The sequence below is a fragment of the Pyxidicoccus sp. M15 genome, assembly GCF_056858435.1.
Window position 1 is genome coordinate 7433921 of the sequence record NZ_CM166495.1, and the last position, 23297, is coordinate 7457217.

Sequence of the window (23297 nt, forward strand, 5' to 3'; positions counted from 1 at the left end):
CCCCGGCTCCGCACCTGCTTGAGGGAGCTGGTAGGCGGCCAGCGCGTCTGCGCGTACGCGGCGCACGACGACTGAGCCTGTCGTGGTGGCGATAGGCTCTCTGGCGCGGCTCTCTGGCCTGTGACGTCCACCACACCCGCCGGGCATGGGCTCGGCGGGGCTGTTCTTGTGGCGCTACTTCATGGCGCCCGCCCGGGCCGGAAGGGAATCCCCCACCATTCCTGCGCAGGCTCTTTCGCGGCGCCGCCCCGGAGGTCCCCGTGCCACGAGCAGCCCAGGGCCAGGCCGCCTCCACATCCGTGGTGCGCTGGCAGGCCGGACGCCTCCGCGTGGTGCAGCCGGATGCCCAACCGCCCCGGCTTGAGGTGTTCGACGCGCCCGACGGCGAAGAGCCCACGTTGTACGTGCCCGCGCTCCCGAACCATGCCCCCTCCGCAGCTCAGTTGGATAGAGCGGCGGTTTCCCAACCCTTGAAGGGCCTCTTGGTCCTCGGTGGTGGCGGCTATATCCCCGTGATTGCTAAACACGGGCGTTCGTCCGTGTTCACTGGAGACCGACTGACTACGTACCAATTACGTACCTTGCTCCCGAAACGGGACACCTTGGTTGTTCCAGAGCAGCCGTACGAGGAGGTCCTGCCGCTGACCGCGTTACGGAACGTGGTGCCAGTTAGCCAACTCCTCCGTATCAGTTACCCTCGCGCCTCCTAGCATGTAGTTCATCACTCTGCCCTTCGCAGTCTCCTCGGTGACAACTAACCGTGGAATGGGGTCGAACTCGCGAAGCTGTGGGAAAGGATTCAGAGCCGGGTTCGCAATGGCCCGAGCTTGTACAGAATAGAGTCTCGAATCCAATGAGCGCAGCCGAAAAGGGAGTAGAGCCTGAAGCCTCGTCCGCGCACGCTCGCCGTTGCTACCAGGTTCTGCGAAGATGCTGTCGGCAGCACGTGCTACCCGCACTGGCTTATCGACATCGCCCCCATCCATTCGGATCGGAACCTTAATAACATTGTGCCCCAAAACGACGTCTTCAACGGCGTGAAACGACCACGGCAGGTTCCTCAGGTCGAGTGCAACAATCAGGGGAACCTTGTACCTTCCCAATTTCTCGTGGATGGCCGCGCGAATATCGTCGTCGCCAGCCCCGAGCATGGGCTCCCCCGTCCAGCCGGCGATTGCGGAGACCTCAATGTCTAGCTTCTTGTGGACATCGAAATGTACGCACACGCCGTTCTGGTCGAACACTTGGAGTCCGTCCGGACTAGGGCCTGCTAGAAGCTCCTTAAGGTGCTTCACGAAAGGCTTAAGTGATGATTGGCCATCGATCCGAGTGTGCCGAATGCTAATGGGCTTTCTCGTCTTGAGTTCCCTCAGCGCATCACGAAGGAGCGAGATGCCTGTGCTAAATACGTCTTGCAGTGGGCCCGCTACACGGCGCACTTCCACGAGGTAAATGGCACCGCCCTTGCGGATTCGCAGGTCAGGTGTTCCTCCGGCCTCGTCCGGTTCATGCTCCACCTCCCAGCCCATGTCAGCCAGTGTTTTGGCTAGCAAGATCGTACCGAGCGCATCCTCGACTTGGCCGTCGGAGGATTTCTTCCCACGTATCGGTCCCAAGACCCGCTGGTGTTTATCCTCGGGGACCGCTGCCGCTGCGCGCTCAATCTGCTCACGGAGGACTTCGCCCTCGGGCCCGTCGATCAGCGCGAGGCGATGGAGCAAGGGACTAGAGTGCGGCCGATTCGGGTTCACTAGACGCATCAGATCCGGGGTGAAGAGCAGCCGCTTGGATTGGGAGTCGCGCATGGGCGGGCCATAATACAACGCACTGCGTTCCTGAGCATGCGGGCCGTCCGCTCACGGCTCCCGGATCGAAGCAACCGGAAGGGGCAATCAGCCGGGGGACAGACCGGACTGGGTCAGGGTTGAGGCGGCGAGTCGGAGACGGCTGCGGGATCCGAGGCCACAGCCACGCGCGCCGCCAGTGGCCCACAGCAGGGCCCGGAAGCGCGCCGGGAACCGCGTGGCGGCGATGCGGGCGTAGACGTCGAGCAACTGGTCGTCCGAGACCTGCGCGTACTCCTTTGCCTCCGGGGCTCCTTCTCCGGAAGGGCGGCGCGGTGCTGTGCGACGATGGCGGCCATCTCCTGGAGGTCGGTCGAACCGTGGGTTGGGTTCCTGTGCCATGCGGCCCTCCGGAACGCCGCCCGCGCCAAGCCTGCGCCGACCATCGTCTGCAGCTCGGCCAAGCCGCGCTGACCCAGGCTGCGCTTCAGCTCCGCCAAGGCCTCGTCCTTGAGCTGATTCAGCTCGGCGGCGGTGAGGATACCGTCGGCGGACGCGGCCTTGAGCTTCGGCTTCAGCGTCACCTCAATGTCCCGGACGACGCCCTCAGCGAGCATGCTGGCACGCGTGGCCACCTGCGCGAGCTTCGGCTCCCCGGCCTTGGCCTGGATCTTCCGCGTGAGGGCGACGAGCGCGGCCGCCACGAGGCCCGCGAGCGCGGTGGCCAGCCCATGTGGGCGGAGGCCGGCTACGTCCACATGGTGGGCAAGCACGAGAAGCTTGAGGAGCAGTTCGCCAGCTTCACTGGCCAGGAGGGTGGCCACGGGCGCGACGACCGCGTGGACGCCATGGTGTGGCCCATCTTCAAGTACGTGGTGAAGAAGCGGAAGAACGAGGGCGCCACCGAGCGTGCGGAAGCATCAGCCGAGGCAGAGGACGACGAGGAGCAGGAGGTGGATGCCTAGCCCCTCGCCCTGACGTGCAACATTGTCTATTGTTCCACCATGCGCTCTGAAACACCAGGCAACGAAGCGGCGATCAGGGAAGCCGCTGGTGCAATGGCACAGACCTCCGCGGACAGCATCGTCGGCATTGGTCGGCCGACCGACTACACCTTCGAAGGCATTAGGGGGTACATCGAAGCATCACTCGAGCTGTTGAAAGCAATTTCCGAATGTGACTTCGACCTCATACCAGAACCGCGCCTAAAAGACTTGTTCAAAGACGTAAATGGGCTCGTGCAGATACTCAAGGCCGCTGAAGGATATCACAAAACCGGCGACTTTGACCGGACGAGGCGCGAGCAAACATGGAATGCCATTCCCAGTAGCTATGATAGGCTGTTCGAGAAATCGGCCTCGATTGTCGCATTCGCACGAAACCAAGGAACAAACGCGAGCGGACTTGAGCACCGTGCTCGGATGTTGTTTGAGGCCATCTCTGCCATCAAGTCAGATGCCGAGAAACTGCACGAAGCACAGAAAACATTCAACATAGACTCAATTGTTACAAAGCAGGCGGCACATTTCGATACAGAAGCAAAGAGCCACATGATCGACGCGCGTTGGTGGCTTGGTGCAATAGTGATCTCAGCGCTAGGCGTTAGTGGCGTCGCAGCATACTCTGCGTGGGTGCCGCCACCCCTGCCAGATCCCGGATCACTACCACAAACCGTAGCGGCGTTCATTCCCCGTCTTGTCGTCCTCTCCATTGCTTTTTATGCGCTGTCGCTCTGTGCGCGCAATTACAGAACGAGCCGCCACAACTTCATCATCAATCGCCACCGGGCTGTTGCGCTTAATACATTCACTGTCTTCACCGCCGCGGCGACCGATCCCAAGGTTAAAGACGTGATTCTCGCTCAAGCAGCGAGCACAATATTCGCTCCGCAACCCAGCGGATACTCGACTGACCAACCAGAACCACTGCCGCACGCGACCGTCGTCGAACTCCTTCAGCGCCTCGGCACCAAGTAACGTGAGGTTGTGCCCGCCCCTTCTCCCGGGCATGGCATCCCTCGTCCGCCGTGCCCTGAAAGCCCTCGGCCTGCTTCCCACTACGCGGGGCCCCCTCGTCCATGCGCTCCCCGCCGTGTCCTTCTCTCCGCGGCGGGGCACGCTCGAGGTGCTCGCCGCGTACCGGGAGAACGGCTGGCTTCGGGCCGTTAGTGGGCACCGCGGCAGACGCGGTGGCCACGCCCCGGTGGAAGGCCTACAAGCGCGTGGGAGGCGGGCCGAGACGCCAGCGGTGTGTGCCCTCGTGCAGGAGCTTGTCGCCGCTCTGGCGCAGTAGTCCGCTCAGCGGAATGCGGCCGAGTCGTTCCAGTCCGGCACGGGGACGAAGCGAAGTCCTTCCGGCGGAGGCGTCATGCTCAACACCCGGTCCACCACGTCGCGGTGGAAGAGGTGCACCACGGCCTCCTCCAACCGGAAGGCGAGCCGCTCTTGGAGGGGAATCTCGCGAAGCACGTCCTCGTCGAGCACTCGCCGGCCTGGACGTCGGCGGGGACCAACTGCACGCCCTGACGCTGCGCTGCTTCGAGCACCTCCTTCACCCGAGAGGACACTACCGGCGATGGCAGGCTGTGGCGGTCCACCATGACGGGCCTAGGAGGCACCGGCTCGCCCATCCTCAGCTTCACCGGCTCCAATGCCTCGACGGGCCGTGCCTTCAGGTAGGCGCGATAGCTCTGGCCCCATGCCAGCAGCGGGTGCTGCTGCGAGCGCTCGCGAAGCAAGACGAAGTACTCTTGCTGCATGGTTCACGCCCCCACTTGCAGCGTCCGGCGTGGGAGCGGCGCCCCGGTGGACCCGTGCCGCACGCCATGCCGACGCCCGTGAGGACACGCGCGGCGCGGCTTCTCCTGAAGGCTGCTCGCCCCAGCACACCCCGGGCCACCAGGCTGGTAGTCCAGGCCGTCCGTGGTGAGCGTCCACTTTCCACAGGAGAGCTTTCCGAGGAATTTCCCGGCTCAGCGCGTCCAGCTTCTGGGTGAACAGCTCCGGCCGAGCGCAGAAACCACCCGCCTCCACCAACTCCGCCACGCGCATCAGCTTGCGCTTCACCGCGTCCGGGTAGGACATGTCCATGTCGAATGCCCAGCCCCCGGCGTGGGGCCCGGCGTGGACGGGCACGTGCAGCTCGCACGCGACGGCCAGCACCATGGGGAGGACAACGCCATAGAAGCTTCAGACCTACGAAGCCTGTGCCGTGCTGCGCGAGGCGCGCGACGCCGTGGACGCGTCCCTGCCTGGGCTGTCCGGACCGGCGCGGATGGACGCGGAGGACCTGGCCAGCCGCCTGCGCGTGGCCACCTCGCCGGACTTCCACTGAGCGGGAACGTCAGCCGGTGCGGCGGGAGCGGGCCAGGGCCAGCCCACCGAGGACCATGCCAATCAGCCCCACCCCCAGGGCCAGGATGGCCCCGCCCCGCCCGTTGCCGGTGCCGATGGCGCCGGAGGAGCGGACCAGGTGCAGCCCGCCGAGCGCCATGCCGAGCAGTCCCACCACCAGGGCCACCATCCCCCCACCCCGCCCCTTGCCGGTGCCGATACGACCGGCGGAGCGGAGCGCCGGCCCACCGATGACCACGCTCATCAGCCCCACCACCAGGGCCACACTGGCCCCGAGCCGCCCGGAGCTGGGGCCGAGTGGCGGTGCGGCCTCGCTCACGCACCCTCCGAGCGCAGCCACCGCGAACAGCGCGACGCAACTCCAAGACGACGTTCGAGACATTCCCATGGCATCGCTTCCTTTCGTCGCCCGGACGCTAGGGGCGGAGCAGGAAGCGCGATTGGACGAATTTTACCCTTCTCCGTCCGGCGGCACGACGTGGTTCTCCTTCACGCGCGCTCCCCGGTGGCGAAGGAGCACTGCTGGCGAGAAGCCTGAGAAGTGCACGAAGTCGCGAATCATGTGCGACTGGTCGAAGTAGCCGCACTCGAGTGCGAGCTGGGCCCAGTCAGGCAGCCGAGGCCGCTCCGCCATCGCCAGCGCGCGCTGGAAGCGCCGCACGCGGCCGAAGAGCTTGGGCGTGATGCCGACGTCGGCGGTGAAGAGCTCGATGAACCGGCGGCGGCTGAGGGCCAGCTCCTCGGCGACGTCGCCGACGCTGCTTGCTCCGCGTCCGAGGCGCTCGAGGGCGAAGTGCATGACTCGCTGGCGTTCCGGCGTGGCGCGAAGCGAGGCGAGCAGGACCTCTTCGAGGATGCGAAAGCGCTCCACCGGGGTGCGCGCCGCGCACAGCCGCTCGCGGAGCCGGCGGGCGCGAGCTCCCCAGAGCGTCTCCAGGTCGAGGTGCGTGTCCGCGAGCTCTCCCGGCGGGAGGCCGAGGACCGCGCGGGCGCCGCCGGGCCGGAAATGAACGCCGACCATGGAGGCATGCTCGCGCGTGTCGATGACGAAGTAGCTGCGGTAGGCGCCGGAGACGACCGCGCCCGAGAAGCGGCGGCAACGCGTCGGGTCGACCGGGTCGTAGATGCGAACCACGTCCTCGTGGAGGTTGACGACCAGCTCGAGCGTGGCGCTGGGAACGATGCGCTCCTGCGCGTGGGCCGGCGCGTCGCTGAGGGACCAGAAGTACTCCACGAAGTCCGCGAGCGGCGCCTTGGGGGTGTGGGCGGTGTAGAGCATCGAAAACCTGGCGCGAGCGTATGCCAGGGCCGGAAACGGAGCACGGCTCGCCGCGGCCGGACGCCTCCTCGCGGGTTCGCGCTGAGGCAGAGAGGCTGGTGCCAGGCCTGGAGGACAGGCTGTGCCGCCCACCTCCGGAACGCATCACCTGCTTCGCCGGCAGAGCTCGACGAACTCGCGCGCGGTTTCGGGCGGGCGCTCTTCGGAGCCCATGAGCGCGTACTGGGCCCCGACGAAACGCGACAGCTCTCGCAGCCGCTCCGCCGCGTCTACCGCGGCCTCCGCGAGCCCGAAAATCACCTTTCCATCTCGCGTGTAGAACAGCATCGCCTGACGAGAAGACGCCGGATTCCTGTCGCCCCAATACAAGCCATAGGGCTCACCGGGAGTTGCCTCCAGATACGCCAGGATCTCGTCTTCGGTCTGGAAGGTTTCCCGGGGCGCATCCTCGTTCTCCGGGACGGGAAACTCCGCTTGTAGCCGCTCCCGCTCCGGCAGGAAGCGTTCGAGGAAACCTCGAGCGAACCGCGCAGTCCTGTCATCCCCCAACGCATACAGTTCTTGCGTGATTGTCATCGTGCTCTTCCCGCGCTGATGAAGCGGCCAGACGCGATTCCCTCGTAGTACCGGCTGAAGGCTCCCGGCGCCTCAACCCCCGGAAGCTTTTTGATGGCCCGATGTAACCGCCAGAGCGGGGCTGTCGTACCAGTGGGGACAGGAGCGCTCTTCCATGATCGACGGACTTCGCGGCCGAATCCTCCCCCTTCTTCCCCCTCCCCCGCCCCCGAAGCGAGAGACGCCCGTGCCGCAGCCGGCGAACAGGCCGACAGGGTACACCGGCACCAGCTCGTTCGAGGCGCCGACCCGGGCTCCCGTGGCGCTCACGGCTCCGCCTCCCCCTCCCCGGACGGTGGGGACGACGCCCCTCCTTCCCGGGGCCAGGACGGTGGCGCCGACGGCCACTCCCCTGCCCACCGTGGCGACGCAGGTCGCCTCCAAGCCCGATGCCGGTGGCGGCTCGTACAGCGTTCGTGACGCATCACGAGCCATCAAGGATGCCTACACGTCCGGGGGGGCGAAGGCCGCCGCCGCCGAGCTCCGCGCCCAGGCCGAGTTCATGGTCAGCCCGGAGCAGGTCGACGAGCTGCTCGCCGCGGCGCGGCCCACCGTCGACCGCATCTCCACGGACCTCGCCAACGGCGTGAAGGACAACAGTCTCGACCAGGGCACGAACCGGGATGTGCTCCGCGACCTCAACGCCACGGTTGCCCTCGCCGGAAAGACCGGGCGGAACGCGGTGGCCACCTCCGTCGCCGGGAAGCTCTCCGAGGCAGTGCCCGCGGGCTCGGCGCAGCTGAGGCTGTTCGATGACGCGCTCGGCGAGCTGGCCGAGGACGGCGTGGGCGCCACGCTCTCCTCCGCCGTGGCGGAGAAGCTCATCAACGACTTCGGCCGCCTCGAAGCGGGCAACGCGGTGCTCAACACGTCGACGGCCGCCATCAACAAGGTCCGCACGAACTACGAAGCGAAGGCGGAAGAGCTGACCAAGGTGGAGACGCGGCTCAACGAGGAGCTCGGCCAGCTGGGGCCCGCGCTCACGCCGGATGAAATCGAGGAGTTCAAGGAGGCCTTCTGGGCGCGGAAGGAGAACGCGGAGATTCGCGACGCGGCGCGCGCGGCGGGAGACACCCTCTCCGAGACGCTCGCCGCCAGCACCGCCGAGCTGGAGACGCTCGCGGCGCAGGGAGACACCGACGCGAAGAAGGCCCTCTTCGACGGCTACAAAGCCCTGGCCGGGACGCCGAACCACGCGGATGAGTCCATCCAGTTCGCCGGGCGCGTCAACCAGGAGGCCGGACTGGCCGACGAGCTGCGCGAGGAGTACGGCGACGAGTTCGAGCAGAAGCTGTCCGATGAAATCCTCGCGCCGGCGCTGCCCAACGCGCAGGCGGAGGCCATCGCCGAGGCGGGCGAGGGCGGCTTCGACGCGGCGATGGAGACGTTCAGCGCGCTCGTCAAGGGGCTGAAGACGGCCGAGTCGCTCACGACCATCCCCGGCGACTTCCAGCAAATGCTGCAGGACATCCGGGACATCCGCGCCGGTACCTTCACGCAGGACAAGGTGCAGGACGTGCTGGACTCCTGGGAGAACAATTCCCCGCTGGGCAGGTCGCTGGCGGTCACCGCCTTCGGTCTCGGCCTCTACGATTTGCCCTCCCAGCTCGCCGACGGCGAGTACCTGGACGCCATCAAGAACACCCTCACCTCGACCTCCTCGGGCATCGAGCTGACCTCCGGAATCCTCAACACCCTGGGCAAGACGGGCGCGGCCACCGACGTGGCGAAGTTCGGCGCGAAGTTCCTCCCGGTGCTCGGCCTGGCCGCTGACGCCATCCAGGCGTATCAGGACGTCCAGGCGCTGCGAGATGGCGTCTCGGCGGGCGACGTGTTCAACCTCGCCGGCTCGGTGGTGTCGCTGGCGGGTGACGTCGCCGGCTTCGTCCCGGTCGCGGGCACGGCGGTGGACGTGGTGGCCACGGTCGCCGGCGAGGCACTCCGCGCGGTGGGCGGCCTGTTGAACGGCGACTTCGCCCCCGACCTCGAGGACTTCTCGCTGTTCGAGGTGCGCGACATCCTCCACGAGACGCTCGGCCTCTCGGACGCGCAGGTGCAGCTGCTGGTGCGGAACACGGCGAACGGCTACGGGAGGCGGCTGCAGGGGCTGGGCCTGGAGCCCCAGCAGATCCGGGAGCTGCTCACCCAGGAGAGCCCGCCGCTGTTCGCCTACTCCGATGGACTGGGAAGCTACGAGGAGCAGAGCCAGCCCAACTCCATGTTCGACACGCTCGCCGCCTTCGGCGTGACGGGTGACGCGGCGGTCGACTTCATCCAGACCTACGCCGGAGCGGGCAACACGTTCGACGAGCTCCTGTCGAACCCGTACGCCCTGGAAACGTCGCTGGGGGAAGCGGTCCACACCGGCGACTTCTCCGCCTTCCGCGAGGAGATGCTGGACCGGCTCCCGGATGACATGGCCGAGGCGCTGGAGCCCTACCTCGACGCGCAGGCGACCACCGGGTACTTCGAGCCCTGAGCCCCGGAGCAGGCTCGCCTGCTCGCTTCAGCTCGATGCTGGCCTGTCCAGCTCCATCACCACGGTAAAGAAGAACGGCCTCCACCTCTTCGCCGTCATCCTGATGGCGCTTGTTCCCTTCCACTCGCGGGCCCAGTCGGCCCTCATCGTCTTCCGCGACAGCCTGAGCGACTCCGGCAACAACAGCATCGCCACCTGTGGGCAAGCCGGCTCGGCGTCTCGGATGGGCAGGAGTCCCAGCTCCGCCAGTCCGCGACACCCAGCCGGCTCAACCGAGCGGCGGGGTGTCCAGCGGCCCACGCCGTCCGCGAAGAGGTGCCAGTCACCGCCGACGGAAGGGACCTTCGAGGCAAATCCCGCGGGGTTCGTCGTCTTCGCGGCCCAATCGGCGCTTGACGCCCAGATGTCCGGGCTCACGCTCTCCACGGGAGTGACGTTCGTCCGGAAATGGCCTGCCGCCACCCGGGACACGTCCCGCATCGACGACCAGGACTGCTGCACGGCGGTATTCGAGGGGAAGAGACGCGCGGCAACCGCCGTCGCCGGAACCCAGCCCACGTCATGGGGATGCTGCTTCGAGAGGTCATCCACGGCCAGCGGGTTGCACAGGGGCGAGGACAGGCCGGACCAGGCACTGCACCCCACCCAGCTCATCACGCCGCCCGAGCTGCTCACGAACTGCGCGGCATCGTTGGCACGCATCTGGGCCACATCCGTGCTTCCCAGCTGGACGGAGACCAGGCCCGCCTGCTGCAGCTCCTCGTATGCAGCCATGGCCTCCAGGTACCGGGCCGCGGCATACGCGTCCTTGTAGCCAGACTTGAACAAGTCGAAATAGGTCGAAGCCGTCGCCTCGGGCTGCCCCGTGCCACGGAGCCACGCGTACGGGATGACGAAAATCCCCCGCTGGCCATGGTGCGTCGAGCGGGCCAGGGACCAGTTGAGGGCCTGTTCCTGCTTCGCGCGCACGTTCCAGTAGGTGGCCGCGTTGAAGGGATTCGCCTCGAATCCCTCCAAGAAAGCACCGAGGCTGTTTTCGGGGAGGGAGCCGCACATCCGCCTCCGTTCAGCGCAGCCGCTGCTGCAGGGAGTGCGCCTGCGCCTGGTATGCCTGCAGCGCGTCCTCGGGCCCTTGCGCGGGCAGGGCCCCTCTTTTCTCCAGCAGGCGCAGCCCCCGGTGCCGCACCACCCGCAGCAGTCGCTCCACCTGTGCTTGCGTGGGCGGAGGCAACGGCTCGACGCGCACGCCGCCCTCCCGCGGCACGAAGACGCCGTCCGGAACCAACGTGCAGGGCTGTGACTGAGCCCGTGAGGCGGTCGCCCGGTGTCTCCGCTGGAGACACCGGGTGGCCCCCGTTCCAATCGCCCCAGTCTCACGAGGGCCAGAACCTGATGGCGAGTGTGGCTGCCAGACTCAAGGTGAGTGCCGCAGCCATGCCAAGGCGCCAGCGAAGAATGTGGCCGCCGTTCCTGAGTTGGGCAAGCACTCGCTGCGCGCCTGGCTTGCCGAAGTCACGGCGGATTCGCCGCAAGGTCATTCGCTCCAGGACGAGCCAGCCCACCGCGCCGACGGTGCAACCCAGTGCTGCGGCATATTCCACGCCAGGATGGGGCCAGGGGAGCACATGCAGAATTGAAGCGACAAGGCTGGTCAGTCCGATGTGGAGAAGGGCTGGGAATGCAAGCGCGGCGCCGTAGAGGCGTGAGAGGGCGACGCGAAGTGCTTGACTGGCACGCTTCACATAGTCGGTTCCTACCAGCCCCCTGAAGTGCTGCTCAACCAGTGGGGCGGCATCCTCCTGACCGAGCTTCGAAAGGCTGACCTGCTCGGCAATCAGGAGATTGAGCTCCGACTCCAAGAAACGCGAGATCGCATCCCGAAGTCCCGTTTCTCGCCTCCGGAGCCTCCAGCGAGGTTTTTCGCGGGCATGAGACTCGAGCAGGGCCAGGTCATCTTCGAGAAGGTGCCCCGCGAGGTCATGGAAGTCGAAGACCTCTGATTGAGCCCCAAAGCCGAACAAGACGAACCGCCGCGCATTGACCATCAGCGCCGCTCGAATGACTTTCAGCCGCAGTTCATGGCGGCTGACCAGCCCGTCCGGGCTGACGTGGTGCCGTACGGCATCCAGGACGCCATAGCTGGGCAGCAATTGCGTCGGCAGGACATGTGACACCAGCCGGCGCAGCTCGAGGTCTTCCGAATCGATTTCGAGCGTCCCCCTCACGTGCACGAACACGTTCAGGCGGCCCTGGACGTGCTTCAGGCCCGTCGCTTGACATTCGCCGCATGCCACCCTGCCGCTGGAGCCACAGCCGAAACATGGATGGGTGCCCTGACCTGAGCACCTCGGGCAGTCCACCATGCCGTCCATGCCGCACTCAAAGCATTGAGTCGTGCGCTGCCCTCTGCACGTGGTGCAGACCCTGGATTCCAGCCTGTACTCGACCACGTTCTCGTAGCGGTTCGAGTCCCAGTAATCGTGCCGAACAGTCTCCTGATGGATACCGACACCGCGACAATGGCTACACTGTAGCTTCGTGGTGCCGTAGCAGACATGGCAATCGACTCGTTTCTTCTCGAAGCAGCCGAAACAGGTATGGCGGCCAGTGCCCCGGCAAGAGCCGCATGAGACGTGGCCCTGGCCGCTGCAAGAAGTGCAGCGGTATTCATACCCGAACGTCGACAAGGGACGAAGCAGGCAGGCATTTTCTGGCAGCCGCCGCATATAGGCCCCAGGCGCCTGGCTCACCCATGCCTGGATGGCCGGTATGGCCTCCCGTCTGACGCGACTCAGCTCGTCTTGGAGTTCTTGACGTAGCTGCGGCTCGCCGGAGGTCGCGTGCACGCTGGTGGGAAGTCGTCCTAACCCTGGTTGATAAAACGTGTCGAATTGAACCTCCTGTGTCAGTAGAAGCCTGACATGGAGTTCCAACTCTTGCTCCGGTTCGATGGATTGAAGATGACGACCGTCGAACCGGGTCACAGGCTCGATACGGGCTGCTACCGAGGATGCGACCCGTCCGGTGTGAGTGCTCGTCCGTGCCTGCGTGCGCTCCCTGCTTTCATGTCGACTCGAGCCGGCACTCATTGCAGCCCCGTGACGTAAGCACAGGAATTCATCTGGGCACCGTATGCTGTTGAGGTGGGGAGTGGGAGGCCGCTGTGGTGTCCGGAGAAGTCACTTACTGCGTGCTCGAGGTGGGGCTGGTCACCTTGTAGGGCTCGTCGGTGCCCGGCGGTTGGCCGGGTTGCCAGAGGTCGGTACAGAGTGGCGCTGAGGGTGTCCGAGCCTGGAGGGCACTTACTTCATATGCAACATGGGTCATGAGCGCGCTGACTTCCCGCAGAGACTCCGCGTTCCCCCGAAGGTCGCCACGTAGTTCCTCGGTCTCCCAGAGGAGCACTCCGACCAGGCCCATACAGCCAACAATCCCCATCGCCACAAGAAGCGGGAGCAGGGATGCCTTCCGAGGGACTTCTTCCTCAACGAGTCCGCGCTGTGGTCCGGACCCTCTTTGCCCGGAGAGCGGGCCGTGCATCTGCGCAAGGGCGCCTTCCACAAGGCTCGTGGCCGGCGATGAGAAATCGACGGGGTCACAGGGGGGCGTCTGGGGTTCTCCGCTGACTCGTGACACCGGCTCGAAGATCAACATCTTTGTCGATAGCGCGAACCCCATTTCGCTGCGAATGGGGTCATAGACCAGGTTCACTGCGTCATCGCCAAAGTCAGCGCAGGTGCGGAGATCCGGATCCGAGAAGAACACCCCGAATCCAGGGTGGGTATGGGCCCAGCCAACGACATCCAGCGCTGCGGCTCCCCTTCGTGCGCGCTCCTTGGCCTCGATTGGCAGTTTGACCGTCGCTCGCTCTCCTTTGGCGATGAAGGGCAGTTTCTCGATGATGGTGTACTCCCCTTCGTCGTCCTGCGCCTTGCGCCCGAGACACAGGAAGGAGATCTCCACGGAAGTCTGGGAATCGCTGCCATATTCCCTGCCAAGCGCCATCATCTGGTCAAGGGCTTCCTTCCGGATGTAGACCTTCCGCTTTCCCAGGTCCCGATGGAGGTAGGCGGAGTTCCCCAAGAGCGCATCGCGGGAGCGTCCCCTCTGCCGGACTATTGGCCCGAACAGGCTGGAATCATCCGGGTTGCTTTCAGCATCATGACTTGAGCCATTCATCGTGCGCTCGGAGGCTGCGGCCAATCGTTCACGTGCCGCTGATCGGCCCAAAGAGGTCGTCAATGTCGTCCGGTGGGTGGCCCTCGCCCTTGCTCGGGATGATCACCGGATAGGCGATGCTGTTGATGGGACGCGCTCCGTGTGTCTTCTCCCACCAGCCAATCGATTCGGCGTTGAAATGCCGATCGGCCTTTCGCAGCTTTTCAAGAGACTCATCGAAGTTGAGAATCTTGAGGAGGTCCGCCACCAACTCAGCCAGGACCCGGTTCGCTTCCCAGACCGTGCCGAGACAAACCTGCCCGAAAGGCCCCACATGCGGGAGCCAGGGAACGGGTCGCCCCAGGAATTGGGCTGTCGGTGATTCGTAGGGGAACCGAGGGGCCGAGGCATCGATTCTCGCGACCCACCGTTCGTGATAGGCGTTGGCACTCTTCGGAGAGGGGATTCTGTACTCCACTTCGTACACACGTGCCTCCGCTGGGTTCCGTGTGGGCGAGCCGCAATCCGCCAATGCGACCGATGCGAATGCACGCCATGCAACCACACAAGGGTGCCGTGTCTTGCTAAACGAAGCCTCCATGGTCCAGAAGTCCAGGGTCCTGCGGCTTTCCTGTTTCGCGTTGTGCACGGCTACCTCCGATTACGCGGCGTACCCTTCACGTTGAAAGACGATCTCGGAACCATCCCGGATGTTCTGGGCATGCAGGGACAGGTTGGGAGCCAGTGTCATGCCCTGGCTGGAAACCAGATAGGGTCGCTGAGGGTCCTCGGGAGGAATGGCTTTCGAGTGCTGAAGAAATTCCAGCAACTTCGCCACGGTCGCCCGCTCGGGAGCCTTGATGGGCACGCGTACAAATGCCCCACTGTCCGGATGCCGCACCTTTACGATTATTGGCTGATTGATGATCATCGGTTCCTCAAATGGTCGGGACATTGCTGATGGCTACGTGCCAGCCTCCGTGGGGGACCACATTGCCGTAACAGTTGTGCGTTCTGCGTGCATCAGATTGAAAATGGCGCCTGGTTGCAGGCCAAAATATTCCGGAGGCAATCCACCTAGATTGTGTTTGGTGACCACCGTCAGATTGACTTCATCAAGAGCGAGGGGGTTCATGTCCGGTGGGGCCTCCGGGAAGAGAGCTGGGGTGAATTGGCTTGGGCATCTCCATGGAGGCAGCGCGACGCGCTTCAAGCTCGCTCCATCCGGAACGTAGACAGGAAAGCGGGCATTCAGCGGGACGGCGACGGCTGGAAATTGGCGCTCCAACTCTTGCAATACGACATCAATGCGAGTTCCCACGAGTTGAACCGGGAGAGGGGCGTTGGTCGCATGATGCGGACAATCGGGTACTCGAGTAATGCCATTGCGAGTGCCCAGCGGCATTCCCGAAGGCACCGCATGGTCGATTCGTACGGTGGTTGCAGCCATGGGCTCGCCGTCGTTGGAGAGCCAATCGACAACCTGCTGGACCATCAAGGATGCCGTCAGCGCAGCCAGAGTCGGAGTCGCCGGAATCTTTCTTGCTTCACGCGCTCGTGCGCCTTCCGCGGTGCAGGAGATGTCCGAGGCGGCATACTCCGGTGTGTTCCCGCGACAGCACGCGTAGCAGGGACTGTCGCTGGTGCCAGGAAAGCTTTGAACCATGACGCTCTTGGAGAGAGCGTCGAACCCGCCGATGACGAGCGGCTTGCCATAGCGTCTGGAGAGCATGGCGGCATCGTGCCGGGCGCGAGGATGATCGACCGCGGCAACAACGATGTCGGCGTTGCGCCATTCCCGCGGAGCCAATTCCTGCACATAGGAAACAACGGCTTTGATGCGGTCGGATGAAGTGCCGGCGTTCCGCAGGCGGCGCTGCCAGTTCCTGGCGACTTCCTGCGATTTATAACAAGCGTGTCCCTGCCGTATCCGTCGATGAGGGAAGTCGAGTGTGCGCGTGAGGTTGGAGCGCTCATAGGTGTCGAAGTCCACGATTGTGGCTTGAGAGAAGCCCCACATCGTGAATTGGTGCGCGAGCGCGGAACCCAGTGCCCCAGCCCCCAACAGCAGCAGTTTGCGTTCCAGGATCTCGGGTGAATACCCCGCCAGACGCTCGCGAGAGAATGGCTCGTTGAGGCGTACGTCGATGCTCATTGTCAATTCTCCTTGCGCATGCACCCCCTGTATGCGCAATGCGTCCTGTACTGCGTGCATTCCTCCCCGGTGGATTTGCACAATGCGACCTGCGGGACTTCGGTGCTCCCAAAGGGGCTACTCTCGTCGCGAGAGTGAAGATCAGTCACGCTGCTATGTACGATCGGCTGACCGAACAGTTCGTTGAACTCGTTGTCGCCTGGAAGTGGCGGCGATGGAGGTGGGCTTGGATGTCTGTTGAGGAGCAGACCCCAGAGTGCGAGGCCCGCTACAGTGGCAAGGATTGCGACAAGCAGGATCAATCCCAATTCCCCTGGCCGAGCTCTGCCATGGTCCGAAACTCCGGAGACCAATGTGGCGCGAGCATTTCGAAGCCTCACTCACGATCGATGGGAGCGGACTGTGGCGCCCATCTGTCAGTCTTATTTTAATGGCGCCATCATTTTATGCACGCCTAAGGGCCCTGAATGTGGAGGCGGCGCAGGTAATCGTCTGATTACTGGGAGTTCCACTGTCTTGAAGTCGTCAGTGCGGTTTGAGTGGGCATTCATCACCACAGCCAACCCAGGTGAGACGCTCGAGCCCTGTCGTTCAACCGGGGACCACCGCGTTGGCAGTGCCAGCTGTCACCCCTTCGCGGCCACTACCGTGCTCAAGGTGTGGCGGGTCCCCCGCGGACAGCGTGGTGTCCGCCGGGTTCGTCGGGTTGACGTACGTGTCGCTGTTTCCGGGCGGAGCATAGGAAGGACAGGAACCCTCTTGGGCGTAGCGGGTGGGAGCTGAGCGGGAGGTGAGAGACGCTGACGGGAGCCCATGAGCCGCACGCCGAGCCGGCGCAGAAGCCTTTCATCTCCAGCAGACACACACCTGCCCAGCCCAGCAGCCCGGCCTGGTCCAACCAGGGTGTGCTCTCCTTCCTCGGCTCCTCCACCGTCGCGGCACAGGCGGGGCTCTCCTCCTCCGGCCCAGGCACCGCACCTGCTTGAGGGAGCCTGCTGCTGAGAGGCTCGGGGGAGCCCCCGGAGCCTCAGCGCGGCAGGACGACCTCGAAGCGGCTGCCTTGTCCGGGGCTGCTGTCCACCCAGACCTCGCCGCCGTGGGACTCGACAATCCGCCGGGTGATGTAGAGCCCGAGGCCAGGCCCGCCGTAGTGGCGATCGCTCACCGCGCGCCCGAAGAGCTCGAAGACGAGGCCGAGGTACTCGGGGGCGATGCCAATGCCCGCGTCCTTCACGACGATGCGCACGTGGGCCTCGTCTCCGGAGAGCTGGATGTCCACCGGCGTCCCGGCGCCGTACTTCAGGATGGATGGCGGAGAGCCATCCCCAACCCGCGTATTGCTCCATCTGCTGCCCGGTGTAGCCACCCCAGGTGGAGCACGTCCGGACGATGGCGCCCTGGGCATTCGTCGTCCACACCCCCTGTTTGGACACGGACACGAGCGTGGGCCCGACGCCGGGCCGACTCCGGTAGCCCCTGGAACAGGCCGCTCACCGTGCGGCCTTTCACGCGTGTGACGAGCCAGGTAGAGGATCACAACGTCTTGGATGACGGCTCATCCCATCTCGGGCGTGCGAATCCGCGACCTGGGGCACCCTGGTCCGAGTGCTCGGTATCGGGGGTGATGGGGGCGGCGGTGTACCCGAACAGGCCACTCTGCTGGCCGTTCAATGTCGCCCACACCGGGTCGCCGCCCATGGCGGAGGTGTGCCAGATGCGGTAGCCATCCTCCAGGACTCACGTGCTCAGGAGGCACCCATGCGGCGTACCCTCGCGGCGTTGTTGTTCACACTCGGGCTGTCGGCGTGTGGCGGAGTGTTGGAGGAAGCGCCACCCGCCGGAGCGGAGGAGGACACGCACAGCGCCATGGAGCTGTGCGTAGAGAATGACCCTTTCTGCCGGGACGTGCATAACGTTCGCTGTGAGGCGATGTACCAGACCACGACGTACTGCTGCGACGACTCCGGGCGGCACACGTGTACCTGCGACAGGATTGCGCGAAGGTGGAACTGCTTCCTTGAGGTTTGAATCGCGGTGGACACGGTGCGTTGGACGTGTTCGCCTGCTGGAGGCCTGAATGCTTGCCCGTGTCCTGCTGCTGGCCCTCCTGGCCACAGAGCCTCCCGCGAAGGAGGCCCTGGCGCCGTGTGAGGAGCGGGTTTCCTTCCAGCGGATCGACGAGGAGGCTCTCCTTCGCCACCCGTTCTGGCGGGGATGGTTCGCGGGAGCCTCCTACCGTCAGGACGCGTCGGGGGCCGGCTACGACGACGGGATGGAGCCGTCCTTCGTCGCCGTCCACTCGCTGGCTGGCAAGCCCCCTGGCTTCCGCGCGCCGCTGTCACTGCCGCCGCCATTGACGGGCGAGCTGACGATGACGCTCTCCCCTGCGGTGCTGAGGCGAAAGGGGTTTGCCTGCATCCCCGTGTCTCTCACCACGGACCCGGACTCGCCCAGGCTGCTCAGCTTGATGATGGAAGACCCGCCGCTGCGACTTCGCGCCCGGGTGAAGAACGCGGGCATCCCCGTGCTGGACGTCACCTGGGAGGCCCGGGCGCTGCACTACAGCGAGGACGAGCCCCAGGCACGGCGAATCCTCTCTGTTCCCCAGCCTCCGCTCCCTGGCTCCAATGCCCCGGCGGACATCCGCATCCTGCTCGGGCCGTCGCGCGACGCCATCGCGCTCCTCGAACGACCTGACCCCGACTTCCTCCCTGCCCACGACGATTTCGTCGACTCACTCCTGAGTCTCGGGCTCGCGTGGGAAAAGCTCCTGCAAGCGCCTCCGCCGGAGCAGGTCTCGCCCGCCTGGCGACAGCTCGTCCTCGAGCTGATCAGCCGTGACCTGAACGACCCGCTGGACCCGAGGGACCCGAAGCGCGCGGAGCAGGCGCGGAGGCTCGAAGCGCTATCCCGGGTCAAGGTGGACACTGGCGTCGAGCCTCTCTGGGTGCCCCTGCGACGCGCGTGGGCCGCTCGCCTGCGCCCGCCGCCCAGGCCCGGTCCGTCCATCGGGCAGGCCGAGCTGCGCATCGTGCCCGCTGGGAATGAGCGCATGGAAGGCGCCCTCGAGGAGGTCTGGCTCGATGACCGGCGCATCCTGTGCCCTGGCTGCCCCACGCCGTCCTTCCAGGGCGTCACCACCCGTACCGTCGATGTTCCGCCCTCGCGTGCCGTGCGGCTGTGGATGCGCTGGAAGGACATGGACGGTGTCCATACACGCGAGGACTGGGTGCCGCTGCTCCCCGGTCATCGCTACCAGCTTCGCGCTTCCAGGTACTTCCACTCCGCGAGCGACCAGGGGACCACCGTCACCCTCACGCCGGAGCTCGGGGCCCGAGGAGCGCGGCCCGCGTGTGTCACCGTCGAGGCGGAGGAGCAGGCAGCCCCGGGACTGGGCTGGGCAGACCTCCGGATGGCGGAGGATCCCGAGGCGCCGCCGCCTCGCGTGCAGGCGCTCACCTTCGGCACGCTGCAGCCAGTCTCCAGGCAACCGGAGCTGGCCATCCTTCCGGCCCGTGGAACCACGGCGCGGGCGCTCATGATGTGGACGCTGTCGCCAGTCCAGTACCTGCATGCGGGGACCTACCGGTTCCTGCTGGAGCGGGACGGCGACGTGCGGCTGCACTTCTCTCCCGAAGTGGCGGACTGCTCGCGCGGCCGGTGAGCCGGCAGCCGCCCGACGCCCCCAGGGCCCGTGACTGGGCATCACCCGGCAACCACTTTCCGGGGGGACGGATATGCGGCGAACCGCCTTGCGTTCCGGCCGCATATGAACCGAAGAGCTCGCTCATGCAGTGGTGTCATGGCCGCCGGCCTGTTGTTCCTCTCCGCCGCACCCGCGTACGCCGTGGGGGCGGAGGTGGAAGGCTCCCATCCGGAGACGTCGAGGGAGCAGTCCGGCATCCGAGGCCGTCGCTTTTCCATCTACCTGAAGGACAGGGAGCGGGTGGAGCTTCCCCAGGACCTGTCCGCGGTCTCCATCTACGCGTGGGTCCAGACGGGGAGCGGCTTCGCGTACTACGAGGGCCAGGGGGCCGCGAACGGCACCTTCACCGTCGCGGGTGTGCCCAGGGGCGCCACGTACGCGCTGTGGGTGGGCGACTTCTACGTCGTCGGCACCGAGCGCGAGCTGGACCTGAGCCGGGAGTACCTCGGGCGTCCGGACGCGGCCGCGCCCTCCGAGCCCACGGCGCTCACCTTCAACGTGGACCGCCTGACGCCATGGCGAGCGGGTGACAGCCTCCAGCTCTTCTCCGGAGGGGCCGCCACCGCGCTGTTCGACGTGCAGGACTCCTTCGAAGTGGGGGCTCCAGCGGAGGGGGACACCCGCCTGGAAGGCGCGCTGGTGGACTTCTCCACCCAGCCCTTCGGGACGCTCATCGACGGGACGAAGGGCGACACGGCCCTGGTGACGCGGCTGTCGGCGAAGGTGTCCGGGACGAAGTCCTACCAGGCGGTGACGCAGGTCTTCCGTCCCCTGCCCTTCACGATGGTGCCGGGCCAGGAGACGGCCCTCCACGGGAGCTTCCAGGACGTGCCCCAGCGGGAGCTGCTCGCCTACGACTACCGGGCGGCGAGCTACGACGTCCACCGTGCCGACGTCCACCCCCGCGCCGTGCCCTCGGCGTCCCTCGCGCCCTTTCTCACGGTGAGCGTCGCGCCCTATACGGCGAAGCACGGGTACTACGCGAGCGCCATCCCGGACGTGCTGGCCGCGCCGCTGAAGGAGGGGCATCCGGTGCCCATGACCTACGGCAACCCGTACCCGCGAGACTGGCCGCTCGTGCTCGCCGTCTCGAGCTACAGCACCGTCTCGTACTCCCTCAATGGGACGCAGCCGTGGGTGACGACGGGCGTCATCGGGTCGACCGCCGAGCTGTCCGGGTCCGCGTACCAGCGCATCGAGCCCCTGATGAGCCCGGTGCGTGACGTGCGGGTGGATGGCGTGTCCGCCGACGAGGACCAGGTGCTCGGCTCGCTGACGCCCACGCTGCGCTGGTCCCCGCCGGCGGTGGGCCGCCCTGGCGACTACACGGTGACGTTCTTCCGGGTGGTCGAGGACGGCACGCGCACCCGGACCCAGGGCGCGGTCTCCTTCCGGACCACCTCGCGGGAGCTGACGGTGCCGCCGGGCGCCCTCGTTCCGGGAGCGACGTACGTGGTGCGCATCCGCTCCCTGCGCGAGGGGAACGTGGACCTGGGCAGGTACCTCTTCCGCCAGGACTTCCCCAACGCCTACGCGTACGCCTTCACGGGCATCCTTCGCACGCCCTGAGTGCGCCGCGCCGGGAGGAACGGGCGCAAGCGAAGTCGCCCCGCTTGCGCCCGGGTCCGCAGTGGACGCCCGAGCCCCTGGCAGGGCCCGGTCTTCGAGTCGCGGTCCCGCCCGGTCGGGGGCGAGGCGCGGTGGTGGCGGGGCCCGCCGAGCCGGAGAGGAACGCGGATGCACTCTTCGCTCCGGACGTGCTGCACGAGGCGCGCATCACGTTCCAGAAGGACGAGTGGGCCATCCTGCGCGCGAACCCGTGAAGGCGCATCAGGCTGGAGCGCCCCGGGCTCCGAGCTTCCGGGCCCCGGGCGCAGACTCCGTGCGTCTACCAGCACTTCCCCAGTCCGCAGGGGCAATCGGCGGGGCAGCTGATGTTGCCCTCCCCGGTGCTGCAGATGCCGTCGCCACAGTAGGGCTGAGCGCCGCAGTCGGCAGGGCAGGTGCCGCCAGTCTCTCCCCCGTTGCAGACACCGTCACCGCAGACATACGCGGGACCGCAGTCGCTGGGGCAGGTGGCGCTGGACTCGTTGGTATTGCAGACGCCATCACCGCAGAAGGGCTGCCCGCAGTCGTTCGGGCAGGTGGCGCTCGTTTCGACTCCCGGACAGCAGTAGTCGTCGCCGCAGAAGCCACAGCGCGCCGGCTGGCCTGCCTGCTCCAACGGCGTTTCCTCCGCCACCGGCTCCTCGCCCGTCATCACTCCGCCACACGCGCCCACGCACAGGCCCACCACCAGGGTCATCAGGACTCGCTTCATCATGCCGTGCTCCTTCAAGAGGGTTTCTCCCGCAGGCTGCCAGGATTTTACTCTCAGGCACAGCCAATCACCTGCGTCCTCGCGGACACCGTGCGGGTGAAGCCGGTGCGCGGATGGGGGCGTGGTGGCGCACCGGCCGCGTCACAACGCGCTGCAGGCCCAGATGCCAAGGGGCGTGCAGTAGCAATTGGGATTGGGGTGGCCCGGCAGACAGCAGCTCCGCGACCCTCCAACGGGCGAGCACGGGGTCCCCGCGAGCCTGCTGCAGCGATTGGTCAGTGTACAGATGGGGGTGGGCGTGAAGCAGATGTTGTGGAGGCCATCGCACTCGACGGAGTCCGCATGCACCGAACAGGTGTTCCCCTCACAAGACACCGTCGAGCCATTCGGACAGGTCAGTGAGCACGTGACGAGGGCGCTCGACTCCTGCCCCAGCTCCGGCGCCTCGACAGGTTCCAATCCACCACAGGCCACCAGCACCGGGACGACGAGCACCGTCAGCACACCCAGGAAGCTCTTCATGGCGTGTCTCTCCTTGAGGGGTTGAGCGGTATCGAATCACGATATGCGCCCATTCCGCCATGGAGTTGCACCTGTAGAACTGTAAGGAATCTCACCTCACCCGCGAATCAGCTCATGGACTGGCTGCCCTTCCGGACCCACGCCATCCAGCCGCACGAAGTCGACCGAGAAGGGCCAGGACGTCTTCACGAAGACGTGCTCCAGTCGGGAGACGCTGTTGCCCAGCTTCGTCCACGCCTGGACCTGGCATTCGCCGTCGACCCGCACGGTGGTGATGTCGATGGGGCGCGAGGGAAAGGCCCGCAGGCGCACCCGCACTCGCCAGCCCTCCGCGGTGGCGTCGACCGGCTGCGGGCCCTCCAGTCCGTACACGGGTTGCTCGACCCCCAGCAGCTCCTCCACCTCCGACTCCCCGCGCTCCAACATTCGCCAGTACACCTGCACGGGATGTGTCCCCACGGGGCGGCAGGCCTCGTCCAGGCGCAGGGCGTAGTGGACCTGGTTCCGGTTCTCGCTGCGGGACAGGAAGAAGGCGGACTGCGATGGGAGGGGCGCCCCGGCCGCGGAGGCCAGGGTCGCGACGGTCATCAGCGCGATGGCGGCGAGGTTGCTGAGCCCGGATTCAGGAAACATGGAGGTCCCCCCTTTCATGGCGGAATGACGGCGGTCGCCCGTGGGGCCGTATCGGGATGTCAAACACCCCAGCCCCCTGGAACTGTCACTCGCCCTGAACAGGAAGGCCGTCTCCACGAGGATGGCCGGCATCTTCACGCCGAGGGGACGTAGAGCGCGGAAACCGGCTCAGGGCGCCATCCCTGGCTCGGCGGCAGCGGGGCCGCCCCATGCTCGCCAAGGGTTCCGGAAACAGCGCGGCCCGGCGCGCGCGGCGCCCCTGTGCGAGGGGCGCCGCGGGCCGGGCCGTGACC

23 protein-coding genes are annotated in these 23297 nt (G+C 66.2%); 7 read left to right on the forward strand and 16 right to left on the reverse strand.

What is annotated here, in order from left to right; all coding sequences use genetic code 11:
• Positions 1–650 precede the first annotated feature (650 nt).
• Together ACX9TP_RS27470 and ACX9TP_RS27475 are read right to left on the reverse strand one after the other, a co-directional pair.
• On the reverse strand, positions 651–1721 hold the full coding sequence (locus ACX9TP_RS27470) for a hypothetical protein (protein ID WP_482973585.1): 1071 nt from the start codon (positions 1719–1721) through the stop codon (positions 651–653).
• Positions 1722–1918: 197 nt separating this feature from the next.
• A complete protein-coding gene (locus ACX9TP_RS27475) occupies positions 1919–2488 on the reverse strand; it encodes a hypothetical protein (RefSeq protein ID WP_482973586.1) in 570 nt (189 codons plus the stop codon).
• A gap of 27 nt (positions 2489–2515) precedes the next feature.
• Here ACX9TP_RS27475 and ACX9TP_RS27480 point away from each other — a divergent pair, with 27 nt between their 5' ends.
• Positions 2516–2749, forward strand: a complete 234-nt coding sequence (locus tag ACX9TP_RS27480; RefSeq protein WP_482973587.1) for a hypothetical protein — start codon at positions 2516–2518, stop codon at positions 2747–2749.
• 39 nt (positions 2750–2788) lie between these two features.
• A complete protein-coding gene (locus tag ACX9TP_RS27485; RefSeq protein WP_482973588.1) occupies positions 2789–3760 on the forward strand; it encodes a hypothetical protein in 972 nt (323 codons plus the stop codon).
• Positions 3761–4081: 321 nt separating this feature from the next.
• On the opposite strand, the gene ACX9TP_RS27490 is transcribed toward ACX9TP_RS27485, so the two are convergent.
• Entirely contained in the window at positions 4082–4267 is a 186-nt protein-coding gene (locus ACX9TP_RS27490; RefSeq protein WP_482973589.1) for a hypothetical protein, read from the reverse strand.
• Positions 4268–4994: 727 nt separating this feature from the next.
• On the opposite strand from ACX9TP_RS27490, the gene ACX9TP_RS27495 reads away from it, so the two are divergent.
• Positions 4995–5117, forward strand: coding sequence for a hypothetical protein (locus ACX9TP_RS27495; protein WP_482973590.1), 123 nt, complete (start codon positions 4995–4997; stop codon positions 5115–5117).
• A gap of 9 nt (positions 5118–5126) precedes the next feature.
• Here the strand turns inward: ACX9TP_RS27495 and ACX9TP_RS27500 are convergent, their stop codons facing one another.
• The 3 genes from ACX9TP_RS27500 to ACX9TP_RS27510 all read right to left on the reverse strand — a co-directional run bounded on the left by ACX9TP_RS27500 (position 5127) and on the right by ACX9TP_RS27510 (position 6992).
• A complete protein-coding gene (locus ACX9TP_RS27500; RefSeq protein ID WP_482973591.1) occupies positions 5127–5456 on the reverse strand; it encodes a DUF6223 family protein in 330 nt (109 codons plus the stop codon).
• Between the two features lie 132 nt (positions 5457–5588).
• Positions 5589–6416: a DUF6597 domain-containing transcriptional factor gene (locus ACX9TP_RS27505; RefSeq protein ID WP_482973592.1), complete on the reverse strand. Its 828-nt coding sequence runs from the start codon at positions 6414–6416 to the stop codon at positions 5589–5591.
• A 144-nt stretch (positions 6417–6560) separates the two neighbouring features.
• Entirely contained in the window at positions 6561–6992 is a 432-nt protein-coding gene (locus tag ACX9TP_RS27510; protein WP_482973593.1) for a hypothetical protein, read from the reverse strand.
• 226 nt (positions 6993–7218) lie between these two features.
• On the opposite strand from ACX9TP_RS27510, the gene ACX9TP_RS27515 reads away from it, so the two are divergent.
• Entirely contained in the window at positions 7219–9510 is a 2292-nt protein-coding gene (locus ACX9TP_RS27515; RefSeq protein WP_482973594.1) for a hypothetical protein, read from the forward strand.
• Between the two features lie 27 nt (positions 9511–9537).
• Here the strand turns inward: ACX9TP_RS27515 and ACX9TP_RS27520 are convergent, their stop codons facing one another.
• The 8 genes from ACX9TP_RS27520 to ACX9TP_RS27555 all read right to left on the reverse strand — a co-directional run bounded on the left by ACX9TP_RS27520 (position 9538) and on the right by ACX9TP_RS27555 (position 17102).
• The gene (locus ACX9TP_RS27520; RefSeq protein ID WP_482973595.1) at positions 9538–10527 is read right to left on the reverse strand and encodes a hypothetical protein; all 990 of its coding nucleotides are present in this window, start codon (positions 10525–10527) and stop codon (positions 9538–9540) included.
• A 49-nt stretch (positions 10528–10576) separates the two neighbouring features.
• A complete protein-coding gene (locus ACX9TP_RS27525; protein ID WP_482973596.1) occupies positions 10577–10756 on the reverse strand; it encodes a hypothetical protein in 180 nt (59 codons plus the stop codon).
• Positions 10757–10883: 127 nt separating this feature from the next.
• Positions 10884–11882 (reverse strand): hypothetical protein, encoded by a 999-nt coding sequence (locus ACX9TP_RS27530; RefSeq protein WP_482973597.1) that lies wholly within the window; start codon positions 11880–11882, stop codon positions 10884–10886.
• Positions 11883–12693: 811 nt separating this feature from the next.
• Complete coding sequence (locus ACX9TP_RS27535) at positions 12694–13713, reverse strand: MPN domain-containing protein (RefSeq protein ID WP_482973598.1); 1020 nt, start codon at positions 13711–13713, stop codon at positions 12694–12696.
• A gap of 4 nt (positions 13714–13717) precedes the next feature.
• Entirely contained in the window at positions 13718–14155 is a 438-nt protein-coding gene (locus ACX9TP_RS27540) for a hypothetical protein (protein WP_482973599.1), read from the reverse strand.
• 174 nt (positions 14156–14329) lie between these two features.
• Positions 14330–14599 carry a ubiquitin family protein gene (locus ACX9TP_RS27545; protein ID WP_482973600.1) on the reverse strand — a complete coding sequence of 90 codons (270 nt, stop codon included), beginning with the start codon at positions 14597–14599 and terminating at the stop codon, positions 14330–14332.
• A gap of 33 nt (positions 14600–14632) precedes the next feature.
• On the reverse strand, positions 14633–15823 hold the full coding sequence (locus ACX9TP_RS27550; protein ID WP_482973601.1) for a ThiF family adenylyltransferase: 1191 nt from the start codon (positions 15821–15823) through the stop codon (positions 14633–14635).
• Between the two features lie 1027 nt (positions 15824–16850).
• On the reverse strand, positions 16851–17102 hold the full coding sequence (locus tag ACX9TP_RS27555; RefSeq protein WP_482973602.1) for a sensor histidine kinase: 252 nt from the start codon (positions 17100–17102) through the stop codon (positions 16851–16853).
• 479 nt (positions 17103–17581) lie between these two features.
• Here ACX9TP_RS27555 and ACX9TP_RS27560 point away from each other — a divergent pair, with 479 nt between their 5' ends.
• The 3 genes from ACX9TP_RS27560 to ACX9TP_RS27570 all read left to right on the forward strand — a co-directional run bounded on the left by ACX9TP_RS27560 (position 17582) and on the right by ACX9TP_RS27570 (position 21098).
• Positions 17582–17851 carry a hypothetical protein gene (locus ACX9TP_RS27560; RefSeq protein ID WP_482973603.1) on the forward strand — a complete coding sequence of 90 codons (270 nt, stop codon included), beginning with the start codon at positions 17582–17584 and terminating at the stop codon, positions 17849–17851.
• A 49-nt stretch (positions 17852–17900) separates the two neighbouring features.
• The gene (locus ACX9TP_RS27565; RefSeq protein WP_482973604.1) at positions 17901–19487 is read left to right on the forward strand and encodes a hypothetical protein; all 1587 of its coding nucleotides are present in this window, start codon (positions 17901–17903) and stop codon (positions 19485–19487) included.
• A gap of 138 nt (positions 19488–19625) precedes the next feature.
• Positions 19626–21098, forward strand: a complete 1473-nt coding sequence (locus ACX9TP_RS27570) for a fibronectin type III domain-containing protein (RefSeq protein ID WP_482973605.1) — start codon at positions 19626–19628, stop codon at positions 21096–21098.
• Between the two features lie 319 nt (positions 21099–21417).
• Here ACX9TP_RS27570 and ACX9TP_RS27575 read toward each other — a convergent pair whose 3' ends face one another.
• Entirely contained in the window at positions 21418–21852 is a 435-nt protein-coding gene (locus tag ACX9TP_RS27575) for a tenascin-X (RefSeq protein ID WP_482973606.1), read from the reverse strand.
• A 615-nt stretch (positions 21853–22467) separates the two neighbouring features.
• The gene (locus tag ACX9TP_RS27580; protein WP_482973607.1) at positions 22468–23004 is read right to left on the reverse strand and encodes a DUF4833 domain-containing protein; all 537 of its coding nucleotides are present in this window, start codon (positions 23002–23004) and stop codon (positions 22468–22470) included.
• Between the last annotated feature and the right edge of the window lie 293 nt (positions 23005–23297).

Bases quoted from the DNA above. Each gene is read 5' to 3' on its own strand.
- ACX9TP_RS27545 (WP_482973600.1), bottom strand. From the start codon at position 14,599: ATGATCATCAATCAGCCAATAATCGTAAAGGTGCGGCATCCGGACAGT.
- ACX9TP_RS27575 (WP_482973606.1), bottom strand. From the start codon at position 21,852: ATGATGAAGCGAGTCCTGATGACCCTGGTGGTGGGCCTGTGCGTGGGC.
- ACX9TP_RS27510 (WP_482973593.1), bottom strand. From the start codon at position 6,992: ATGACAATCACGCAAGAACTGTATGCGTTGGGGGATGACAGGACTGCG.
- ACX9TP_RS27505 (WP_482973592.1), bottom strand. From the start codon at position 6,416: ATGCTCTACACCGCCCACACCCCCAAGGCGCCGCTCGCGGACTTCGTG.
- ACX9TP_RS27580 (WP_482973607.1), bottom strand. From the start codon at position 23,004: ATGTTTCCTGAATCCGGGCTCAGCAACCTCGCCGCCATCGCGCTGATG.
- ACX9TP_RS27560 (WP_482973603.1), top strand. From the start codon at position 17,582: ATGCGGCGTACCCTCGCGGCGTTGTTGTTCACACTCGGGCTGTCGGCG.
- ACX9TP_RS27530 (WP_482973597.1), bottom strand. From the start codon at position 11,882: ATGGACGGCATGGTGGACTGCCCGAGGTGCTCAGGTCAGGGCACCCAT.
- ACX9TP_RS27550 (WP_482973601.1), bottom strand. From the start codon at position 15,823: ATGAGCATCGACGTACGCCTCAACGAGCCATTCTCTCGCGAGCGTCTG.
- ACX9TP_RS27485 (WP_482973588.1), top strand. From the start codon at position 2,789: ATGCGCTCTGAAACACCAGGCAACGAAGCGGCGATCAGGGAAGCCGCT.
- ACX9TP_RS27570 (WP_482973605.1), top strand. From the start codon at position 19,626: ATGGCCGCCGGCCTGTTGTTCCTCTCCGCCGCACCCGCGTACGCCGTG.
- ACX9TP_RS27480 (WP_482973587.1), top strand. From the start codon at position 2,516: ATGTGGGCGGAGGCCGGCTACGTCCACATGGTGGGCAAGCACGAGAAG.
- ACX9TP_RS27565 (WP_482973604.1), top strand. From the start codon at position 17,901: ATGCTTGCCCGTGTCCTGCTGCTGGCCCTCCTGGCCACAGAGCCTCCC.